The 19,624-nt window shown below is 59.6% G+C and carries 13 protein-coding genes and 1 pseudogene; 5 read left to right on the forward strand and 9 right to left on the reverse strand.

Annotated elements, in window-relative coordinates:
* The 6 genes and pseudogenes from KGB14_RS19530 to motA all read right to left on the reverse strand — a co-directional run.
* Positions 1 to 204: pseudogene (locus KGB14_RS19530) on the reverse strand (hypothetical protein); the annotation flags it as partial.
* Positions 195 to 2,888 carry a toxin VasX gene (locus KGB14_RS19535; protein ID WP_317851039.1) on the reverse strand — a complete coding sequence of 898 codons (2,694 nt, stop codon included), beginning with the start codon at positions 2,886 to 2,888 and terminating at the stop codon, positions 195 to 197. The gene KGB14_RS19535 and the pseudogene KGB14_RS19530, both read right to left, overlap by 10 nt.
* A complete protein-coding gene (locus KGB14_RS19540; RefSeq protein WP_223488356.1) occupies positions 2,885 to 3,451 on the reverse strand; it encodes a DUF4123 domain-containing protein in 567 nt (188 codons plus the stop codon). Before KGB14_RS19540 ends, KGB14_RS19535 begins: the two co-directional genes overlap by 4 nt.
* Positions 3,448 to 5,541: a type VI secretion system tip protein TssI/VgrG gene (tssI, locus tag KGB14_RS19545; protein ID WP_223488357.1), complete on the reverse strand. Its 2,094-nt coding sequence runs from the start codon at positions 5,539 to 5,541 to the stop codon at positions 3,448 to 3,450. Before tssI ends, KGB14_RS19540 begins: the two co-directional genes overlap by 4 nt.
* Before the next feature lie 247 nt (positions 5,542 to 5,788).
* Positions 5,789 to 6,817 (reverse strand): flagellar motor protein MotB, encoded by a 1,029-nt coding sequence (motB, locus tag KGB14_RS19550; RefSeq protein ID WP_223488358.1) that lies wholly within the window; start codon positions 6,815 to 6,817, stop codon positions 5,789 to 5,791.
* 3 nt (positions 6,818 to 6,820) lie between these two features.
* A complete protein-coding gene (motA, locus tag KGB14_RS19555; RefSeq protein WP_223488359.1) occupies positions 6,821 to 7,672 on the reverse strand; it encodes a flagellar motor stator protein MotA in 852 nt (283 codons plus the stop codon).
* Between the two features lie 166 nt (positions 7,673 to 7,838).
* Here motA and KGB14_RS19560 point away from each other — a divergent pair, with 166 nt between their 5' ends.
* The 4 genes from KGB14_RS19560 to KGB14_RS19575 all read left to right on the forward strand — a co-directional run bounded on the left by KGB14_RS19560 (position 7,839) and on the right by KGB14_RS19575 (position 13,208).
* A complete protein-coding gene (locus KGB14_RS19560) occupies positions 7,839 to 9,371 on the forward strand; it encodes an HDOD domain-containing protein (RefSeq protein WP_223488360.1) in 1,533 nt (510 codons plus the stop codon).
* 96 nt (positions 9,372 to 9,467) lie between these two features.
* Positions 9,468 to 10,283 (forward strand): rhodanese-like domain-containing protein, encoded by an 816-nt coding sequence (locus KGB14_RS19565; protein WP_223488361.1) that lies wholly within the window; start codon positions 9,468 to 9,470, stop codon positions 10,281 to 10,283.
* Between the two features lie 19 nt (positions 10,284 to 10,302).
* Positions 10,303 to 11,163 (forward strand): archaetidylserine decarboxylase, encoded by an 861-nt coding sequence (gene asd / locus KGB14_RS19570; RefSeq protein WP_223488362.1) that lies wholly within the window; start codon positions 10,303 to 10,305, stop codon positions 11,161 to 11,163.
* Positions 11,164 to 11,414: 251 nt separating this feature from the next.
* Positions 11,415 to 13,208, forward strand: a complete 1,794-nt coding sequence (locus KGB14_RS19575) for a molecular chaperone (protein ID WP_223488363.1) — start codon at positions 11,415 to 11,417, stop codon at positions 13,206 to 13,208.
* A gap of 119 nt (positions 13,209 to 13,327) precedes the next feature.
* On the opposite strand, the gene serB is transcribed toward KGB14_RS19575, so the two are convergent.
* Positions 13,328 to 14,542: a phosphoserine phosphatase SerB gene (gene serB, locus KGB14_RS19580; RefSeq protein ID WP_052965968.1), complete on the reverse strand. Its 1,215-nt coding sequence runs from the start codon at positions 14,540 to 14,542 to the stop codon at positions 13,328 to 13,330.
* 134 nt (positions 14,543 to 14,676) lie between these two features.
* Here serB and KGB14_RS19585 point away from each other — a divergent pair, with 134 nt between their 5' ends.
* The gene (locus KGB14_RS19585) at positions 14,677 to 16,209 is read left to right on the forward strand and encodes an AhpA/YtjB family protein (RefSeq protein ID WP_223488364.1); all 1,533 of its coding nucleotides are present in this window, start codon (positions 14,677 to 14,679) and stop codon (positions 16,207 to 16,209) included.
* 253 nt (positions 16,210 to 16,462) lie between these two features.
* Here KGB14_RS19585 and KGB14_RS19590 read toward each other — a convergent pair whose 3' ends face one another.
* Both KGB14_RS19590 and parC read right to left on the reverse strand, forming a co-directional pair.
* Entirely contained in the window at positions 16,463 to 17,176 is a 714-nt protein-coding gene (locus tag KGB14_RS19590; protein ID WP_223488365.1) for a membrane integrity-associated transporter subunit PqiC, read from the reverse strand.
* Positions 17,177 to 17,352: 176 nt separating this feature from the next.
* Positions 17,353 to 19,620, reverse strand: coding sequence for a DNA topoisomerase IV subunit A (gene parC / locus KGB14_RS19595; protein WP_223488366.1), 2,268 nt, complete (start codon positions 19,618 to 19,620; stop codon positions 17,353 to 17,355).
* Between the last annotated feature and the right edge of the window lie 4 nt (positions 19,621 to 19,624).

Raw genomic sequence — 19,624 nt, forward strand, 5'->3', positions numbered from 1 at the left:
CCCCCCAACCCCGCCCATACCGCCCAACACTCCCGTTAGCATTCCTCGATCAGAGTCGCCACTTGCTAGCAACGATAAGTAATGCTCAGTGTGCTCATCGGTAATAAGCAGCTCCATAGGCTGTTCGCCCGTGGGCTTATTCGCTTCAAGAGTTACGGTGGGTGCAGTGCTGTAGCGTGGTGTTACTGGCGTATTCATATCCATGCTCGTTCCATGATTTTTACCGCTGGCAGCGTCAGTCCTTCTTGTGGGGAGTAGATCAACTCACCCTCGATACGCCGCAAGTCCCGTACTCCATCCTCATGGTACACACGACGGTAAGGGGTGACGCCAGCAGGTATAGGAATACGGGTGCCGCTGTGTCGGGCAAAGTCTCTGCCCGTCCATTCGACCTTTTTGATTTGGTCGACGTGATAGCCGAGTGTATCGCCCCAAACTTCGATGCCCTTGAAGTGAATCATGGCATCGGTCAGCGGCACATCTTCTCCCGGAAGTTTCAGCATCAGATACGTGGAGGTGACTTGTCCTTGATAGGGGTGAATTTCTGCCAGCCGGCTGGCATCAAAACTGATGGGAAACAGAACGGGGTACAGCTTATCCATCGACAGGGTATAGCTGTGGGACCAGATTTCGTCCGGACGGATACCAAAGCGGCTGCTTTTCACCCATTTTTCCAACGGCGAGTCGGCCGTATAAAGACAGGCAATGACCCCGCCCACAATCACAACCGCGAGACCCAATAGCTTGGCCCCCATGTGTGGCACTACATTGAGTCCTCTGGCAATAGTTACTGCATCCCCGGCTATCACAGCAGCCCGTGCGACTCGTAGTGCTCGGAAGGCCTGGACCTGGATTTTGATACTGGCCAGCGAAGCACCAGCCACGGTCAAGTTCGCGGCCATGGTGTCGAAATCCCCCGTTTTGTAGGACTCAAAGGCATCTATCCCATAGAGTACGACGTCGAACGCCAGAAAGACGCCTTGCGCCAAAGCAGTAGTGGCGGCGCGCCCCAACGCCTTGACCAAAAGTAGCCGTGATGAGATAGAGGAGCTACCGCTTTGGCGGACGGCTGACGCCCAATCGACCTCGGCCACGCGCTGAACGACCGCAGCAGCTGCGGCGCCAATGCCAACCGCAGCGCCCACCCCGATAAAACCGTTTTTGACCGTTTTGTTATCAACAAACGCATTACCGGAAGAAACAAAATTCACCCCCGCCACCAACGTCACAATCGACTTGATCGGCGCCTTGCTCTGCGCACTTTTCAAATCAAATACACTGCTCAATTCAACACTCGCAGCCAGATTCACTGGCAACGGTGGCAGCTTGGTGCTGGCCGGGACCAAATGCATGAACGGGATACCGTCAGCCACCCCGCTGGCCAGTGGTGCAACGTTCAAATGGGCGGGCAATGTCTGGCGTGCCCCCATTAAATCGCTGTACCACTCGCCCAATTGTCGCGGTGTGACGCCCGAGGTCTGGATGCGCTGATCGCTGCGGGCCAGCGCTGCCGCCATGTACAAACGCCCCGCCGCACCGGCGGCCTTTTCACCCTGATGCAATTGCAACCCAGCCACCGGGGCAATGGACAGAAATAGGGCCTCAATGCTTGAGGCTGGCTTGTGTTGCTTCAGTTTGTCGGCGGTATTGTTCAACGCATCGGCATAACCAAAGGCTCTGGCAAGTTTGCTGGCACCCTCTTGAACAGCAGCCTGGTTATCGCGGGCCACATCACTGAAGTCCACAAGGTATTTGATTTCGCCAACACCCAGCCGTGACGGCAACCCGAGCAATGCCCAAAGCAGCCACGGCTTGCCGGCCTTGTCACCTTCCAGGCTGAGGGTAATGGCCTCGGCCCCGACGCTGGTGCTGGCAGGTCCTAGGCAAGCCGCCGCGAAATGCAATTCCAGCGCCTCGCGCGCCATCGACTGAGTGATGTCGAAATGGCCGCAAGCGGTGTCCATGCTCGACGGGCCAGTCACTTGCAGGGTGTTGAACCACGCCACCCAAAGTTGGGCCAGACGCCGCGTATCGGCGGTATATCGGTCGTTCTGGGTCTCTTGATCTTTCCAAGCTCTCTGGAGTTCGTCATAGCGAGTGATAGACGGCAGTTGTGCACTCAGTTGACGGTCGCCTTCGCTGAGTGACTTGATGACGCCGGCCATCGCCCACTCTTCAGCGTGATGTTCCTGGTAACTGTCGAACGCTTCTTTACGCCCACGCATCAGCGCAGCAAGGTCGAGCAGCACACCCCATGCATCATCAATGACGGCATAACTCTGTTGTTCGCAAGCCTTCATCTGCTTGAGCACTTTCAACCAGTCGGGTGCGTGCTCCGTCTCGGGTTCCGCGCTCCAGCCATAGCTCGTTGCATCGTTAAATTCGCCAATCTGCTTGGCGACGGTGTCGACCTTGCCGCTGAACGGCGCAACACCCGGAACAAAACTGCGCATGATGCGCTGACGCACGGCGGGGTCTTTTCTGGCGGCCTGGTATTGCGCTTCACTCCAGCGAACGGGCGACCAGACCAATCCAGCAGGGTCACCAGCTCTTAACACCAGATGGGGTTTGACCCGGGTGTCGATTACCCTGCCCGCACGCGGGGTTTGGGTGAGTTGAGCTTTTTCGACCTGATACTCCACCAGCTTGGGTGGGCCGCTCTCCCAGACGTAGAGCCAACCGTCGCGCAATAAACGCGAGGTGTAATTGAGCGCATGCCCGGTCAAGTCAGGATGCCGAGGCCCCAACTCGGGAAACGAGCCGCTCAGCGCTGGCAAGTCGTAGGCATCGGTATCGACAGCGACGGTTGGACCGAGGGCGTATCGCAGAGGCAAAACGGCAGCGAACAGCGGGCAGGTGCCAACGCGGATTTTATTCCGGGCACTCATGGGTTTTTCCCCGGGTTGGCGGGAAGGCTCAGTGCATGCAGAAGCGGCTCAGGCAAGGTGATTTGCGCGGCCAGACCTTTATTGGCCGGTGCTGAGTCGAATTCAGGCGCTTTGTTTTCCCAAGCGCACACTGGCGCGTTGCCATGGCGTAGCCAGACACTTTCCACACCAAACCAAAAGCCTACTGGCCATTGCGCTCCCGCCAAACAGGCGCGTCGCAGAACCGAGCCATCCGCCAGGCGCAGCCACAGCTCTCGCTCGTATTCATCAAATATGCGCAACCGACGCTGCAGGATCGGTAGCCATTGTTGGGCACTCTGTGGAGTAGCCAGCCAAACACTATGTTGCAAATCAGAGCCACCCCACCAAGCGGCGTAGGCTGCGCTACCCAGTGAGGCATTGAGCAGAAATGGCCCCGCTGCGCCAATCCGCTCGTAGGCGGTTCCCTTGAAAAGCGATTGAGGAGCGTCTGCGCCGTAGTGCTCGTGAAGCCAATCGAAAGCGTCCTCATACTGGGAACCGTCAAGCAGGAGCAGGCCATTGTTCGGGGTGATCGGGGTCATGCTTCAGCCCTCTCTGTTAACTGATGTTCCGGGGCGGCATCGCATATCGGGCAAATGCCGGTATCGGCCTCACGAAAGACGATGTTCTGTTTGAGCAGGACTTCCATGGGGAGGGTGTCGATAACCACTGCCTCGGCAGCTTGGGGAACTACTGACAGTGCCACCTGCCCGGGCAGGCCCGCGACCGGCGAACCACCCTCGACAATGGCGACGCTGCTGAAAATCCCGCTCGAATTGATAACGATGTGCTGACCACCGGCCTGCAACGTCAAGCTCGTTCCGGCATTAATGACCACATTGGCGGCGCTGACATGGGCATGAGGTCCCGCCTGAATCACCAGCGTGCCGCCTGCCGTCGTGCTGCTGTTGCCGCTGATGGTGATCAGCTCATCACCGCCGATCACCGAGTTGCGCACACCTTCGGTGGTATGCAACTCGTCTCCCTTGATCAGGCTGGCGCTGTGGTTGTCGACCTGTTCGAAGCGGTCGTTGCTGATCAGGCTGTGGCTGTCGCGGGTGATCTGTTCGCGGCGGTCGTTGCCAATTTTGGTGTCGCTGTCGTTGAGGATCAGTTGTTCGAGGTCGCGTTGGGCGCGCAGGTAGATTTGTTCCTGCCCGGCGCGGTCTTCAAGCGACAACTCGTTGTAACCCCCAGTGTGCGGGGAGCTGTGGCTGCGCAAGACGGTTTTGGTTTTGTGCTCGGGCAAGGGGTATGGCACAGGCGTGAGCTTGTTGGCCACGCACCCGGTGATCAATGGTTGGTCGGGGTCGCCGTCCAGATAGGTGACGACGACTTCCATGCCGATACGCGGAACGGTCACCGCCCCAAAGCCATCCCCCGCCCAACCGGACGACACCCGCACCCAGCAACTGCTTTTTTCACTGTTGAGTTCGGCCCGGTCCCACGGCAGTTCGATCTTCACGCGACCATACTCATCGCAGTAGATCTCTTCGCCGACAGGGCCGGTGACTCGGGCGGTCTGGCTGACCAGCGCCGGTCGTCGCGGGGGCAGCTCCGGTCGGTAGTGCACATCCCATGGAATGGCGCTGAAGTGGTTGCGATAGCCTTGGGTAAAGCCGTCTTCAGGTTTGACGTCGCTGGTGATGGCCTCTTCCAGTGACTGAGGCTGTTTTCCGGCGTGCGACACACTGAGCAACAGCCACAAATCGTTGCACGTTTTACGCGGGTGTTCGGTCAGGTCAAAAAAGTGACCACTGCGCAGGCACGGCTGATCGCTCTGGCCCTCGACCAACTGGTAATCGGCACGGTGCCGCTCCAAGGCCTGGCGAGCGAGTTGTTTGCCGCGTTTTTCGTTCTCGATGAATACGGGGTAGCGATAGTCTTCTAGCTCAGGGCTGAACTCGGCCGTGAAGCGGCTTTCCAGCAACAGACTCGGGCGTTGGAAGTCGTAGTGCCGCCGGGTGGTGGTGCTGGTGCGGCTGCGAAAGCCCATGGAAAACTGCTTGACCACCGGGTGGTCCGCCACCATGCCGGAGTCTTGTTGATAAGGGGTTTCGCCCAGTTTGGGGAACCATGTCTGGTCGTCGGTGAACACCAGCAAATGACCGTCTGCCGAATGTTGGTGATGCCACGCGATGCCGTCCTCGGCGCACAGGCGCTGGACGAACGCCAAATCGCTTTCCCCCAATTGAGTGCAGTATTCGCGCTCGGGACTGGTGCTGACATGGAAGGTAAACGCATCGGCCTGAATGCCGTGGCCTTTGAGCACCTGAGCAATGATTTGCGGCACCGTCAGGTGCTGGAAAATCCGTTGGTCGTAGCTGAACTGCAAGTAGTGCAGCGTCGGTACAAGGGTCAAGTGATAACGGGTCAGGCGTTTGCCGGCTTCACCGACGAACACCTCTTCAATCTGGCCATGAAGGCCTTCGCCGTGATGACCGAGCTGGAGAAAGGCGGGCTGACTGAGCAGGCTCTCGATATCGAAATCCGGGTTTTCGCTGACCAGTTCAACCTGGATCGCGTACAAGGCACTGATGGCCTCGATACCGTCAAAGGCGAGGACTTTGAAATCGTGACGAACAGCGGGGATGTGCAGCGCGAAATGCGCCGTATTGGCCGATCCGAACATACGCTTATCCTTAAGCAAAGAGGACATGAAGCGCGATGTCCAAACCGTCCGTGGTCTGTGCACGCGAAATTGGCGGGCACGCTAACAAGGCAGGCAAAGGATAGATGTAGGACTGTTCTTTAAACGCAGAAGGAATCTTCGCTATCGAAGATCAGCCTCTCAACGAACGACAAAATACAGATTGGCAGGATCCCATCCCCGAAAGCAGGCACAAAAAAGCCGACATCACTGTCGGCTTTTTTGTGGATCACTGCTTGGGCGGCTCACCCGGTTTCGGCGCAGGATTATCAAACAGATTCAAACGCTCACGAAGTTCGTGCGCCGGCAGCGGCTCCTTATCCGCCGGCAATGCGTTCGGATCGGCTGGCGGTGCGGGCACTTCGCCCGGGCCACCCTGCCCTTGCGTCGGCGCTGGCGCCGGTTCGGCCCCTTGCGAACCTTCGATAGCACGCTGGGCTTTTTTGGTCAGCACCACGATGTCGATGCGGCGGTTGACCGGGTTGAACGGGTTCTCCCGATCGAACAATGCCGACGAAGCGTAACCGACGACCCGCGCGACCTGAGCGTCCGGATAGCTGCCGGCGACCAGTGCACGGCGAGCCGCGTTGGCACGGTTGGCCGACAGTTCCCAGTTGCCGAAATCCCCGGTGCCCGAGTACGGCTTGGCATCGGTGTGACCGCTGATGCTGATCTTGTTCGGCACCGCTTTGATGGTGTCGGCCATGGCTAGCAGGATGTCTTCGAAATACGGCTTCAGACGCGCACTACCGGAGTCGAACATCGGGCGATTCTCCGCGTCCACAATCTGGATGCGCAAACCGTCCGGCGTGATCTCGAAGAGAATCTGATCCTTGAACTTCTTCAGTTGCGGGTTCTCTTCGACCTTGTTCTGCAACTCTTGCAGCAGCAATTCCAGGCGTTCCTTCTCGACCTGCTCGGCCATGCCTTCGACCTGTTCGGAGTCGACAGTCACCTTGTCCGGCTGAGGCTGGGATTTCACCTCGGGGTTGAGGGTTTTTTCCGGTGCCAGGGTCGGCGAGCCACCGAGATCGATGATGTACGGCGTGCCGCTTTCGGAAAAACCGACCGGGTCCTTGAAGTAACCGGCGATGGCGATCTTCTGTTCCGGCGTTGCCGTGGACAACAGCCACAGCACCAGGAAGAACGCCATCATCGCCGTCGCGAAGTCCGCGAAGGCGATTTTCCAGGCGCCCCCGTGATGCCCTCCGGCGATGCGCTTGACGCGCTTGATGATTATCGGCTGGTTATTTTCCATGACTTAACGACCGCGAACCGCTTGTTCCAGCTCAGCGAAGCTAGGACGGTGCGCCGGGTACAGAACCTTGCGGCCAAATTCCACCGCCAGCGATGGCGGCATGCCGGAAGCCGAAGCCACCAGCGAGGCCTTGATGGCTTCGTAGACGTTCAGTTCTTCCTTGGCGTCGTGAGCCAGGGAGTGGGCCAGCGGGCCGAAGAAACCGTAAGCCGCGAGAATACCGAAGAAGGTACCCACCAGTGCCGCACCCACGTGCAGGCCGATGGATTTCTGGTCGCCTTCACCGAGGGAGGCCATGGTCACCACGATCCCCAATACCGCCGCAACGATACCGAAACCGGGCATGGCGTCGGCGATGCCGTTCACCGCATGGGACGGGTGCTCGAGGTCTTCCTTAAGGCTATAGAGTTCCATGTCGAACAGGCCTTCCAGCTCATGGGGAGCCATGTTGCCGGAGGACATGATGCGCAGGTAATCGCAGATGTACGCGGTCATGCGTTCATCTTTCAGAACCGCCGGGTACTTGGCGAAGATCGGGCTCGCGGCGGCATCTTCGATGTCGCCTTCGATCGCCATCATGCCTTCGCGACGGCTCTTGTTGAGGATCTCGTAAATCAGCCCCAGCACTTCCAGGTAGAAGGTGTGGTTGAAACGCGAACTGAACATGCCCAAGGACTTCTTGAGCACATGCATCGTCATGTAACCGGGGTTGGCCTGCAGGAATGCACCAAGGGCCGCGCCACCAATAATCATCACCTCGAAAGGCTGGATAAGGGCGGCAATTTTGCCGTGGGAAAGCACGTATCCGCCGAGCACGCTCGCGAATACGACGATGATGCCGATAATTTTAGCCATAGGTAGGAGAGCACTTACTGAGTCGGGTTCAAGGTCATATTCGGAAGTTAAAAAATCTCTTCTTCTACTTATCGGCAAAACTGCGCCAGACTATAGCCAGTTCAGGCGAAAAGCCAATTTGGCCCGCTCCGGGCACAGGTAAAGCAGACGATGATCGCGTCCAGACATGGCTAACGAAACGAACGTCCCACCACCAAAACCAAACACGCTCGAAGGCTGGGTCAAGCTGCTCGATGGCGTGCGTCTGCCGGTTCCCCAAGCCAGTCACGACCGCGTCTGCAAAGCCATTCGCGATAATCGCAGCTCGCTGCGCGACATCGCTGAACTGATGCAGGAGAGCCCGGCCCTGGCCTTGAGCGTGATTCGCGAAGCCAACCGTCATACGCATGGCAGCATGACCGAGCCCGCCGAGAACCTTGAGGTGGCGATCAATCGCCTCGGCTTGAAGCGCACCGAAGAATTGCTCGAGCGCCTGCCCGCCGAACCCCAATCACAGATTCCCGTCGCACTGCGCCAGCTTCAGCTGATCAGTCAGCACGCCACCCAACAGGCCAATGGTTTTTTTGCCAGTCGCCTGGCGCGTTTGTGGCAGGACATCCACTGGGGCAGCCTGCTGTTTCTTTCGCCACTGTGGCCCATGGCGTTGACCCATCCGCAGTTGCTCGAAGAGTGGGAGCTGCGGGTCATCCATAAAGGCGAGTCGGCAGGCAAAGTCGAAAAGCAATTATTCGGCGTGCGCCTGCTGCAAATCTGCCAGGTACTGGTGGACGTCTGGCATCTGCCGGTGTGGGTCCAGCAGGGGTATCGGCTGCTGCTTGACGAGCAGCGTGAACTGGTGAAGGTCCTGCGCATCGCTCGCGACAGCGATCATCCATTGCGCCAGCAAAACCGCCTCGATGACGACCCGACGTTGCGACGCTGGCTCAATCAGCCAGCCAATACCGTGCTGTTGGCCAATGGTCTGGCACTGTCGGCACAACACGCCTGGGACAGTCCCCATTGCGAACGCTGGCAATACCTGACCAGCCTTTATTTGCAAATGCCGATGGATGAGGTGCAACAACAATTGCACCAGCAAGCCGCCAACAGCGCACGTCAACACGCCATGCCAGACCTGTGGCACCCGGCCGAAGCGCTGATCTGGCCGTCGGGCCTGAACCGTGTTCACGCGGGTTTGCTCCCGGCCCCGGCGCCCACCGCCGAAGACCTGGCGAAGTGGCGCAAACAATGCGCCGAGTTGCTGGTCGAGCCGAGCCGCTTTACCAACGCCATGCACCTGACCACATCGGCCCGAGACGCCCTGGTGGCGTGCGGCATGCGGCGGGTGATGATTCTGATGGCCGACCGCACGCACGCCAATCTGCGTGTGCATCAGACCGCCGGGCTGCCTCAGGAAGTGGCCGGCCTGAATCTGGTGGTCAGCCAGAGCACCGTGCTGCAACGCCTGCTCGCGCAACAGGCCCAAGTGCGCCTGACGCCGGCCAACAACGCACAATTCTCGGCTCTGTTGCCGGCGAGCCTGCGCTCGCAATTTGGTGGCGAACACCTGCTGCTGCGCTCCCTGGTCAGCAACGGCCGGGTGATCATGATCGTGGTAGCGGATCAGGGCGGCGGGCCATTCTCGGAAATCACCGTGCAAGCGTTCGGCAAAACCGCGCAATGCATCGAGAAAGCCCTGCACAACTTCAGCCACCGTTAGGGCCTGTCATCCGTTATTTCCTGTGCCGAAATAATTGATGACTGGCCCTCATGACGCTGCGCTACAATCCTCCCCTTTGTGCTCTGGAGACCTCACATGTCTGACTTCTCTGGCTTGGCGCTGGTGATCGAACCGAGCGACCTGCTCCCGCGTCTCGACTCCCGCGAACTGATTCTGGTGGACCTGACCAGCAGCGCCCGCTATGCCGCAGGGCATATCCCCGGGGCACGCTTTGTCGATCCAAAACGTACTCAACTGGGTCAGGCGCCTGCGCCAGGCCTGCTGCCGACCCAGGCCTCGCTTGAAACATTGTTCGGCGAACTGGGCCACAACCCCGATGCGGTCTACGTGGTCTATGACGACGAAGGCGGCGGTTGGGCCGGGCGCTTTATCTGGCTGCTGGATGTCATCGGCCACAGCAACTACCACTATATCGACGGCGGGCTGAAGGCCTGGCTGGAAGAAGGCTTGCCCATGTCGATCCAGATCCCGCCTGCGGTCGGCGGCCCGGTCGCCCTGACGCTTCACGACGAACCCATCGCCACCCGCGAATACCTGCAAAGCCGTCTCGGTGCCGCCGATCTGGCGATCTGGGACGCACGCGGGCCGCTGGAATATTCCGGCGAGAAAGTGCTGGCGGCCAAGGGCGGGCACATTCCCGGCGCGGTCAATTTCGAATGGACCGCCGGCATGGATCAAGCGCGCAACCTGCGCATCCGCACCGACATGCCGAAAATCCTGGAACAACTCGGCATCACCAAAGACAAAGAAGTCATTACCCACTGCCAGACTCACCATCGTTCTGGCTTCACGTATCTAGTGGCCAAGTCGCTCGGTTATCCGCGAGTCAAAGGCTACGCCGGCTCCTGGGGCGAATGGGGCAACCATCCCGACACGCCCGTAGAGATTTAAGGTTTTTTAAGGACAGTTAATGAATAAGCGTTTGTTTATCCTCAGCCAATACCTGCTGCCCCACCACTTGCTCTCGCGACTGGCCGGCTGCATTGCCGAATGCCGCGTGCGCTGGTTCAAAAACGCGTTTACCGCGTGGTTCGCCAAGCGTTATCAAGTGGACATGTCCCAGGCGCTGGTCGAGGACCTGACGGCTTACGAGCACTTCAATGCGTTCTTCACCCGCGCCTTGAAAGACGGCGCTCGTCCGTTGGACCCAACTCCAGGCGCGATCCTCAGCCCGGCTGATGGTGCTGTCAGCCAGCTTGGCCCGATTGAACACGGTCGCGTTTTCCAGGCCAAGGGCCACAGCTTCAGCGTTCTGGAATTGCTGGGCGGTGACGCGGCCAACGCCGCGCCATTCATGGGCGGTGACTTCGCCACCATTTATCTGTCGCCCAAGGATTACCACCGCGTGCATATGCCGCTGGCCGGTACGCTGCGCGAGATGGTCTACATCCCTGGCCGCATCTTCTCGGTCAACCAGACCACGGCTGAAAACGTTCCGGAACTGTTCGCCCGCAATGAGCGCGTGGCGTGCATTTTCGACACCGAGCGCGGGCCGATGGCCGTGGTGCTGGTGGGCGCGATGATTGTGGCGTCGATCGAAACTGTCTGGGCCGGGTTGGTGACTCCGCCCAAGCGCGAGCTGAAAACCTTCCGTTACGACGAAGCGGCCCGTGCGCCGATTCATCTGGAGAAAGGTGCGGAACTGGGCCGTTTCAAACTCGGCTCCACGGCTGTCGTGCTGTTCGGGCCGGATCAAGTGAAATGGGCTGAAGGGTTGGGCGCTCTTTCGCCCGTGCAAATGGGCCAGGGTATCGGCTTGCCAGCAGCCTGATCCCTGATCCTCCGCCCGGAATTTTTTCCGGGCGGTGCATCCTCCTGTAGGAGCTGCCGAAGGCTGCGATCTTTTGATCTTGATCTTCGGCGGCTCCAAATCTGTCAAAAAGCAAAATCAAAAGATCGCAGCCTTCGGCAGCTCCTACACAGGCAAGTGCGGCGCAAACATCGCGACACCCCCTCCCGGTTCATAGCTGCTACAGTCAAAGTCATTCACTGCCCATTTCCCGGTCGGAGTTTGTCTACGGCATGAATGAGACCAATCCTGTCCTGCTGCTACGCGCACCGATCCCGACGCAGTCGCGTCTGACTTTCTGCGAAGCCACGCCTCGCGACCTCAAGCGCTGGATCGCCAATCTGCCCAAAGCCAACATCGGCGAAACCGCTCGCCAGTTGTACCAGGGCTTGAGCGAACTCAACCAACTGCTCACGCCCAGCGACAATCGCCTGCAATTGCTCGAACTGCTGCGGCCCGAGGTGTATTACGTCTGCAAGCACCTGGAGCGGCATTTCCTGCACCAGGCCATCGTGCTTGACGAGCGCTCGCGCAAGATCGCCAACCTTTGCCAGGCGCTGCAGAGCCAATTGGCGATCGGCTACAAGCAGATCGTCATCCGCATCGCACCACGCTTCAGCAAGGACCGGGCATCGCTGCTGACCCAGGTTTTGCAACGGGCGATCCATTGCCTGAACGGCGCATTGATCCGCGCCACCCAGCTCTATTGTCCGGTGCCTGAAGGCCTGTGGCTGGAACTGCATCAGCTGTATCGAATCGGCTGTCAGTTTCAGTTGCAACGCTTGAATGTGCGCGATGAACTGGCCAGCCAGACACAAAGCCTGAGCATCGAACAAACCTACATTACCGCCCTCCTGCTGGGTGCTTCACGCTGCAATCAACTGCGCCAAAACCAGATCGCCCGGCTCGCCGAGGTGCTCGAACCCTGGAGCCAGTGGATCAAGCTGCAACCGGCCAAACCGGACGACAACGGGCTGTTCGCCGTCGCCCCGGATCTCGACAGCGGGCCGCGTTACCGCTCCAAGTTCCACCGCGAACAACAGGAGAGCCTGCTGGGGATTGACCCGCAACCGCTGGTCGCTGCCATTGAAACCCATCTGCAACAGCCGGCCGACAAGGCATCGCCGCTGCCCGTTCCGGCGGGACTGAGTCTGGATACGCTGCAACATCTGTATGCCGCCTGGGGCCAGGCTGCCGAACGCAGTTTCCAGCGCACCGTCGGCCACGGCACGTTGACGCTGTGCGTAGGCATGAGCGCATTGCATTTTTATCTCGGCGGGCAACGCTCGTTCAACGACATCCTGAAGAAACCCGGCGCCCGCCCCGCGCAGTTCTCGGCAAGCGAACCGGCCAGTCGCGCCAAGGATCAATGGAAGCAGGCCTTCGACGCCGCACCCCATGGCACCGCAGATACGCTGCTGCCCTACGAAGAGATCGAATACCCGCATCTTCAGAACGATGACAGCCACGAAGCATCTGACCGCCAGCAGCACTTCCCGACCTATGTGCTGCCCGTAATCAATCACAGCCCCGGTGGTTATTGCCTGGCTTGGCCCGGCGCAGTGCCCACCGAGCTGCAGGCTGGCGAAATGGTCGGTATCGAGGATGCTGCCGGCCAAGGCTGGAGCGTCGCCGTGGTGCGCTGGATCCGTCAGGTGCGGGGCGGCGGCACGCAGATGGGGATCGAGCAGGTCGCGCCTTACGCCGAACCCTGCGGCCTGCAACTGATGCGCTCCGGCGCCGAGCACAGTCAGTACTTGCGCGGGCTGTTGCTGCCTGCCATTAGCGCCGTCGACCTGCCAGCCACCCTGCTCTCCCCGCGCCTGCCATTCCAGGAAGGCAATAAGGTGTTGATCAATACCAACGGCCAGGAACGTCGGGCCGGGCTGGAGCGACGGGTGGCGAGCACCAACAGCTTCAATCAGTTTGCCTATCGTTCGCTTGAGACAGCCGGAATCGAAAACGCCGCGAGGAGCGGCGGGGTCGGGGCAGCGGAAGAATTTGATTCGTTGTGGAAGTCGCTTTGAGCGTCAGGCATTTGATCGGTGGTGATGCTTTCGCGGGCAAGCCTCGCTCCTACGGGTCCGCGCACGCCCTGTAGGAGCGAGGCTTGCCCGCGAAGAGGCCCGCCCAGACAATCTGAAACTCAGAGCTGCCCGTCGCGATCCCGGAAGCCCAGCAAATACAGCACGCCATCCAGCCCAAGGGTGGAAATCGCCTGCTTCGCCGATTGTTTGACCAGCGGCTTGGCGCGGAACGCCACACCCAGCCCGGCAATTGCCAGCATCGGCAAATCGTTGGCACCGTCACCGACGGCTATCGTCTGCTCCAGACGCAAGCCTTCCTTATGCGCCAGCTCACGCAGCAGATCTGCCTTGCGCTGTGCATCGACAATCGGCTCGACCGCCACACCGGTAACTTTGCCGTCGACCACAGCCAGTTCGTTGGCGAACACATAGTCGATGCCCAGCTTGGCCTGCAATTGCTTGGCGAAGTAGGTGAAGCCGCCCGACAGAATCGCCGTCTTGTAGCCCAGACGCTTGAGTTCGGCGAACAGGGTTTCGGCGCCTTCGGTCAGGCGCAGGGAAGCACCAATCGAGTCCAGCACGCTGACATCCAGCCCTTGCAACAGAGCCAGGCGCTCCTTGAAGCTGGCGCGGAAATCCAGCTCACCGGCCATTGCCCGCTCGGTAATCGCAGAAACCTGGTCGCCGACGCCGGCAGCCTTGGCCAGTTCGTCGATGACTTCGGCTTCGATCAGCGTCGAGTCCATGTCGAACACCGCCAGACGGCGGTTACGGCGGAACAGCGAATCTTCCTGGAAGGCGATGTCGACGTTCAGCTCTTGAGCGACGCTGAGGAATTCCGCTCGCAACGCTTGCGGGTCGGCCGCCTCGCCGCGCACGGAAAACTCGATGCAGCCCTTGCCCTTGTCAGCCGGGGTGTCCAGCGGCATGCGCCCGGACAGGCGATCGATATGGTCGATATTCAAACCATATTTGGCGGTGATCGAGCTCACACGCTGCAATTGCTCGGCGGTCACTTTACGGGTCAACAGGGTGACGATGTGGCGTTTCTTGCCCTGATTGCCGACCCACAGCTGGTAATCCTCTTCGGACACCGGCGTGAAACGCACCTGTTGCTCAAGCTCATAGCCTTTGAACAGGATGTCTTTGAGCACCGAGTTACCTTGTTCGGTATCGGGAATTTCAACCAGGATGCCGAACGACAAGGTGTCGTGGATCACCGCCTGACCGATGTCGAGAATGTTCACACCACCCTGGGCCAGAACGCCGGTAATGGCCGCAGTCAGACCCGGACGGTCGACTCCCGTGATGTTTATCAGGACGATTTCGCGCAAGGCGCACCCCCGCAGGTGGAAAAAAACCGCATTCTACCCACTTTCAGTGACCATCGGGCACCGCGAGCGCTTTGACGGTCTAGGGCCTGTCGCTATACTGCGCGTCAACTTCACGGACAAAGAGCCGAGCTCAAGTGAACCGGCCCACGCCAGTAAAAACCGATAACTTCTTTCTGCTGATCTTCCGGGCACTGCGTCATCGCCGTGTACCGATTGCATTGCGCATTGCCAGCCATAACGTGATCCTGGTCGCTCTGGCCCTGGTGATCTATGCCTGTGTGATGGGTTTGCAGTTCAAGCAGGCCATGCACGAGCAGGCGGATGCCCTGGGCGAAAGCCTGACCACTCAGACCGCCACCTCAGCCACGGAACTGTTGGTGTCCAATGACATCCTCAGCCTGAACGTGCTGCTCAACAACCTGACCAAGAACAAACTGGTGGCCCACGCCGCCATCTACAGCGTGGATAACCGCATCCTCGCTGAAGCCGGTCAGCGCCCCAAGCATAGCCTGTTGGGCGAAGCCGAAGGCATGTACCAGAGCAAGATCACCTTCCAGGACGTGACCGCCGGGCAACTGCGCATCAGCCTGGATATGGATCAGTTCCAGCAGCCGATGACCATCAGCCTGCAAAGCATGGGCATCCTGAGTGCGATTCTGCTGGCGCTCTCCCTGGCCTTGAGTCTGCGTCTGGGCCGGCATATTTCTACGCCACTGCTGCAATTGCGAGTGTGGCTGCGCAATATCGACGAATACACCCCGGCCACCGAGCGCCAGGATGAGATCGGCGACCTCGCTCGTCAGCTGCACGCCAATTTCGCGCCGGAGCCGGCCGAGCCTGAGCCCGCGCCGGAACCGGAATACGACGACAGCGATTACGAAGACGCCGACGATAGCGAGCCAACCTTCGAAGTGCGTAACCTGCGCGATCCAAGTTTCGATGAAACCAAGCCTGTGGCTGGCCTCAAGCCTGCACCGCGGCACATTGTCAGCACGGTCGAAGACGATGACGACGATGATCCGTTTGCCGATCTGCGTGATGATTCGGCAGACAGCGCACCGAAACCCGTCGCAAAACCGCAAGTATCGAACGCGCCTCAGCACAGCGCGGTACTGGCTGTGCAGCTGGGCGCGCAAGATCAACTGCGTCGACTGCCCCGCGCACGCCTGGAAGAGCTGCTGAAACGCTACCGCGACTGCCTCGATCAGGCGGCGTCGCTCTACCAGAGCGAACTGCACACCCTGAACGATGGCAGCACGCTGATGCTGTTCCACACCGAAGACAGCGGCGATGACTACCTGACCAACGCGATCTGCTGCGGTGAGTTGCTGCGCGCCCTGGGCCATCAGTTGCAGATCGAAGTCGCCGACAGCGGCATCACCCTGCAATTGCAACTGGGCCTGACCCTGGGTGACGAGTTGTTCGGTATGAGCCAGATCGATCTGCTGCTGACTGAAACCGCTCAGGATGCACTGGCCCTGTCGCAACACAGCCGCAACCTGCTGCTGGTGGAGCGCAAGATCAGCGACGATGCGCTGATTCGTCAACGCGCGCGGATCCGGCCAATCGCAAGCCCAGAGGGTGCGTGCTGCGTAGAGCGCTTGATGGAACCTTATCCGTCGATGCTGGAGCGGCAACTGGCGCGGATGCACGAACGCCGAGCATAAACGCCAATCCCCGTTGTAAAGAAGCCCGCAGACAAGTGATTGTCTGCGGGCTTTTTGTTGCCTGTCCCGGCCTCTTCTCGAGCAAGCCCGCTCCCACATTTATCTCGGCTGCCCACAAACGGTGTGCTCACTGAAGATCCACTGTGGGAGCGGGCTTGCTCGCGAAGAGGCCATCAGAAGTACTGAAGATTTCATTCCGCAGAAACAACAAAGCCCGCATCAATGGCGGGCTTTGCTTTGGATCAATCCAGGCTTAGAACCTGAACACTTCCATATCCGTACGAATCGGCGAAGCCATCGGGATTTTCGGTTGTTTTTCCGGCTCGGCGGCCGGCGCCACAGGCTTGGCAGCCTGCTTGCGGGGTGCTTCGGCGATCGGCGGCTGGTTAGCCAGCGGCTTGAGCGCCGTCGACAGTTGATCGGCCAGACGCTGCAGCAACACTCCCTGAGCCTGAACCTGAGCCGCAGTGCCCCCGGCGTGTTGTTCCAGCAGATGAATGATGCGGTTATCGCGCACCTGACCACGACGGTCGATCAGACGCCATTGTGCATCAAGGACTGCCGGTTGCGACTCACCCGAATCCAGGCGAGTAATCGTCAACAGGACCTGAACATCCGGCGTAAAGCCCACCGTTGCCGGTGCCAGGACAACGCGCTGGCTATCCAGATGACCGGCGACCTGACGCAGCAACAGCTGATCGATATCGGACGAAAGGCTGCCCGCCCACCGGCCATCGGCCGAAGCTTGCAGGCTGCCATCCGGTTGACGCTGCAACAAGGTTTCGCGTTGCAGATAATCAGCAACCGTTACCGGGCCCAACAATACCGCCATGCCGGCGCTTTGCGCAGGCTGAGCCGGACTTCCGCTGTCCAGCTGATACAGCGACACCGGCTGGTGCACGCTGCAACCCGCCAGGCCAAGAACGCCGGCGAGCATCAAAATAAAAGGAAGGCGCAGAGCAGTCATCGTCCCATCCAGGTGGTTGCCACAAGGCTAACCACAGTGAAAATACTCAAAAAATATGAAGAACGCTCGACCACGCCGGCGCTTGAAAGGCCATATCATCCGTGAATATGCGTTCCGACTCCAGCGCCAAAGCGTCGATCTACGCGTTAAATCGTAGATCGAGCGCTCTAGGACGCTTAATTGAGGTTTTCGACGAACAGCGCATCTACCCTCTGAAAGCCACGTGGCAGTTTGTTACCGCGACGCCCACGCTCACCTTTGTAGTGTTCGAGGTCGTCCGCCTTCAGCGACAAGGTACGTTTTCCGGCCTGCAGCACCAAAGTGGCACCCTCCGGCAAAACGGCAATGTCCGTGACATATTCTTCGCGACTGGCAACACGTTCACCGGAAATCCCGATGATCTTATTCCCTTTACCTTTACCTAATTGTGGCAGATCGCTGATTTTGAAAATAAGCAGGCGACCTTCGGTAGTCACCGAGGCCAGCCAGTTGTGCTCACGATCGGCCACCGGACGCGGCAGAATCACTTTGGCGTTGTTCGGCAGACTCAACAGGGCCTTGCCCGCCTTGTTCTTGGCTTGCAGGTCTTCGCCCTTGACCACGAAACCGTAACCGGCGTCGGAAGCGATCACATAGAGCGAATCGTCTTCAGGCATCAGCACGCATTCGAAACTCGCCCCTGGCGGCGGCGTCAGGCGGCCGGTCAGCGGTTCGCCCTGGCCTCGGGCCGAGGGCAGCGTGTGTGCAGCCACCGAATAGCTGCGACCCGTGGAGTCGATAAACACTGCAAACTGGTTGGAGCGACCGGGCGCCAAGGCCTTGAAACCATCCCCGGCCTTGTAGGAAAGCCCGGTGGCGTCGATTTCGTGCCCTTTGGCAGAGCGAACCCAGCCTTTTTCCGACAGAACTACGGTCACTTTCTCGTTCGGCAGCAGATCGTGTTCGGTCAAGGCCTTGGCTTCTGCACGCTCGACGATTGGCGAGCGACGGTCGTCGCCGTAAGTTTCGGCGTCCTTGATCAGCTCGGTGCGTACCAGCTTTTTCAGCTTGGCTTCGCTGCCCAGCAGGGCTTGCAGCTTGGCTTGTTCCTTGAGCAGTTCATCCTGCTCGGCACGCAGCTTCATTTCTTCCAGTCGCGCCAACTGACGCAAACGGGTGTCAAGGATGTAATCAGCCTGGATTTCGCTCAGGGCGAAGCGCTCGATCAGTGCGGCTTTCGGGTGTTCCTCGGTGCGGATGATGTGAATCACTTCATCCAGATTGAGGTAAGCGATCAACAAACCATCCAACAGGTGCAGTCGACGCTCAACCTTGTCCAGGCGGAATTGCAGACGACGACGTACGGTCTGCACCCGGAATTCCAGCCACTCGACCAGCAGCGCCCGCAGGTTTTTCAGCTGCGGTTTGCCGTCCAGGCCGATGATGTTGATGTTGACCCGATAGCTCGACTCCAGCTCGGTGCTGGCGAACAGGTGCTGCATCAGCGCGTCGTGATCGAAGTTCTTGCGCGCACCGGGAATAATCACGATGCGGCATGGGTTTTCGTGGTCGGACTCGTCGCGCAGGTCAGCGATCTGCGGAGCCTTGGAGGGCTTGGCCTGCATCATGGCCGCGATCTGTTCCAGCACCTTGGCACCGGACACCTGGTGCGGCAGCGCGGTGACGATGATGTCGCCGTCTTCAATGTGGTACACGGCGCGCATGCGCACCGAGCCCTTGCCGGTTTCGTAGATTTTCAGCAGGTCGGCGCGCGGCGTGATGATTTCCGCTTCGGTCGGGTAATCCGGGCCCTGGATGTGTTCACAGAGCTGCTCGACCGTGGCTTTCGGCTCATCCAGCAAGCGCACGCAAGCGGTCGCGACTTCGCGCAGGTTATGCGGCGGTACGTCGGTGGCCATGCCCACGGCGATACCGGTGGTACCGTTGAGCAGGATGTTCGGCAAACGGGCCGGCAACACCAAAGGCTCTTCCAGCGTGCCGTCGAAGTTCGGGCCCCAGTTCGCGGTGCCCTGGCCCAGTTCGCTGAGCAGCACTTCGGAATAACGCGACAGCCGCGCTTCGGTGTAACGCATGGCCGCGAAGGACTTCGGATCGTCCGGCGCACCCCAGTTACCCTGGCCGTCGACCAGCGTGTAGCGGTAGCTGAACGGCTGGGCCATCAGGACCATGGCTTCGTAGCACGCCGAGTCGCCGTGCGGGTGGAACTTACCGAGCACATCACCGACGGTACGCGCCGATTTCTTGTGTTTGGAATCGGCGTCCAGCCCCAACTCGCTCATCGCATAGATAATGCGCCGCTGTACCGGTTTCAGGCCGTCGCCGATATGCGGCAAGGCACGGTCCATGATCACGTACATGGAGTAGTTGAGGTAGGCATTTTCGGTGAAGTCAGCCAGCGACCGGCGTTCTACACCGTCCAGGCTGAGATCAAGGGAGTCGCTCATGCGG

The organism is Pseudomonas sp. A-RE-19, from assembly GCF_019956555.1.
In the GTDB taxonomy this organism is placed as follows: domain Bacteria; phylum Pseudomonadota; class Gammaproteobacteria; order Pseudomonadales; family Pseudomonadaceae; genus Aquipseudomonas.

Excerpts from the sequence above, each read along its gene's own strand:
- motA (WP_223488359.1), bottom strand. The coding sequence starts at position 7,672 with ATGGCTAAAATTATCGGCATCATCGTCGTATTCGCGAGCGTGCTCGGC.
- KGB14_RS19560 (WP_223488360.1), top strand. The coding sequence starts at position 7,839 with ATGGCTAACGAAACGAACGTCCCACCACCAAAACCAAACACGCTCGAA.
- KGB14_RS19540 (WP_223488356.1), bottom strand. The coding sequence starts at position 3,451 with ATGACCCCGATCACCCCGAACAATGGCCTGCTCCTGCTTGACGGTTCC.
- parC (WP_223488366.1), bottom strand. The coding sequence starts at position 19,620 with ATGAGCGACTCCCTTGATCTCAGCCTGGACGGTGTAGAACGCCGGTCG.
- tssI (WP_223488357.1), bottom strand. The coding sequence starts at position 5,541 with ATGTTCGGATCGGCCAATACGGCGCATTTCGCGCTGCACATCCCCGCT.
- KGB14_RS19565 (WP_223488361.1), top strand. The coding sequence starts at position 9,468 with ATGTCTGACTTCTCTGGCTTGGCGCTGGTGATCGAACCGAGCGACCTG.
- asd (WP_223488362.1), top strand. The coding sequence starts at position 10,303 with ATGAATAAGCGTTTGTTTATCCTCAGCCAATACCTGCTGCCCCACCAC.
- KGB14_RS19590 (WP_223488365.1), bottom strand. The coding sequence starts at position 17,176 with ATGACTGCTCTGCGCCTTCCTTTTATTTTGATGCTCGCCGGCGTTCTT.
- motB (WP_223488358.1), bottom strand. The coding sequence starts at position 6,817 with ATGGAAAATAACCAGCCGATAATCATCAAGCGCGTCAAGCGCATCGCC.
- KGB14_RS19575 (WP_223488363.1), top strand. The coding sequence starts at position 11,415 with ATGAATGAGACCAATCCTGTCCTGCTGCTACGCGCACCGATCCCGACG.
- KGB14_RS19535 (WP_317851039.1), bottom strand. The coding sequence starts at position 2,888 with ATGAGTGCCCGGAATAAAATCCGCGTTGGCACCTGCCCGCTGTTCGCT.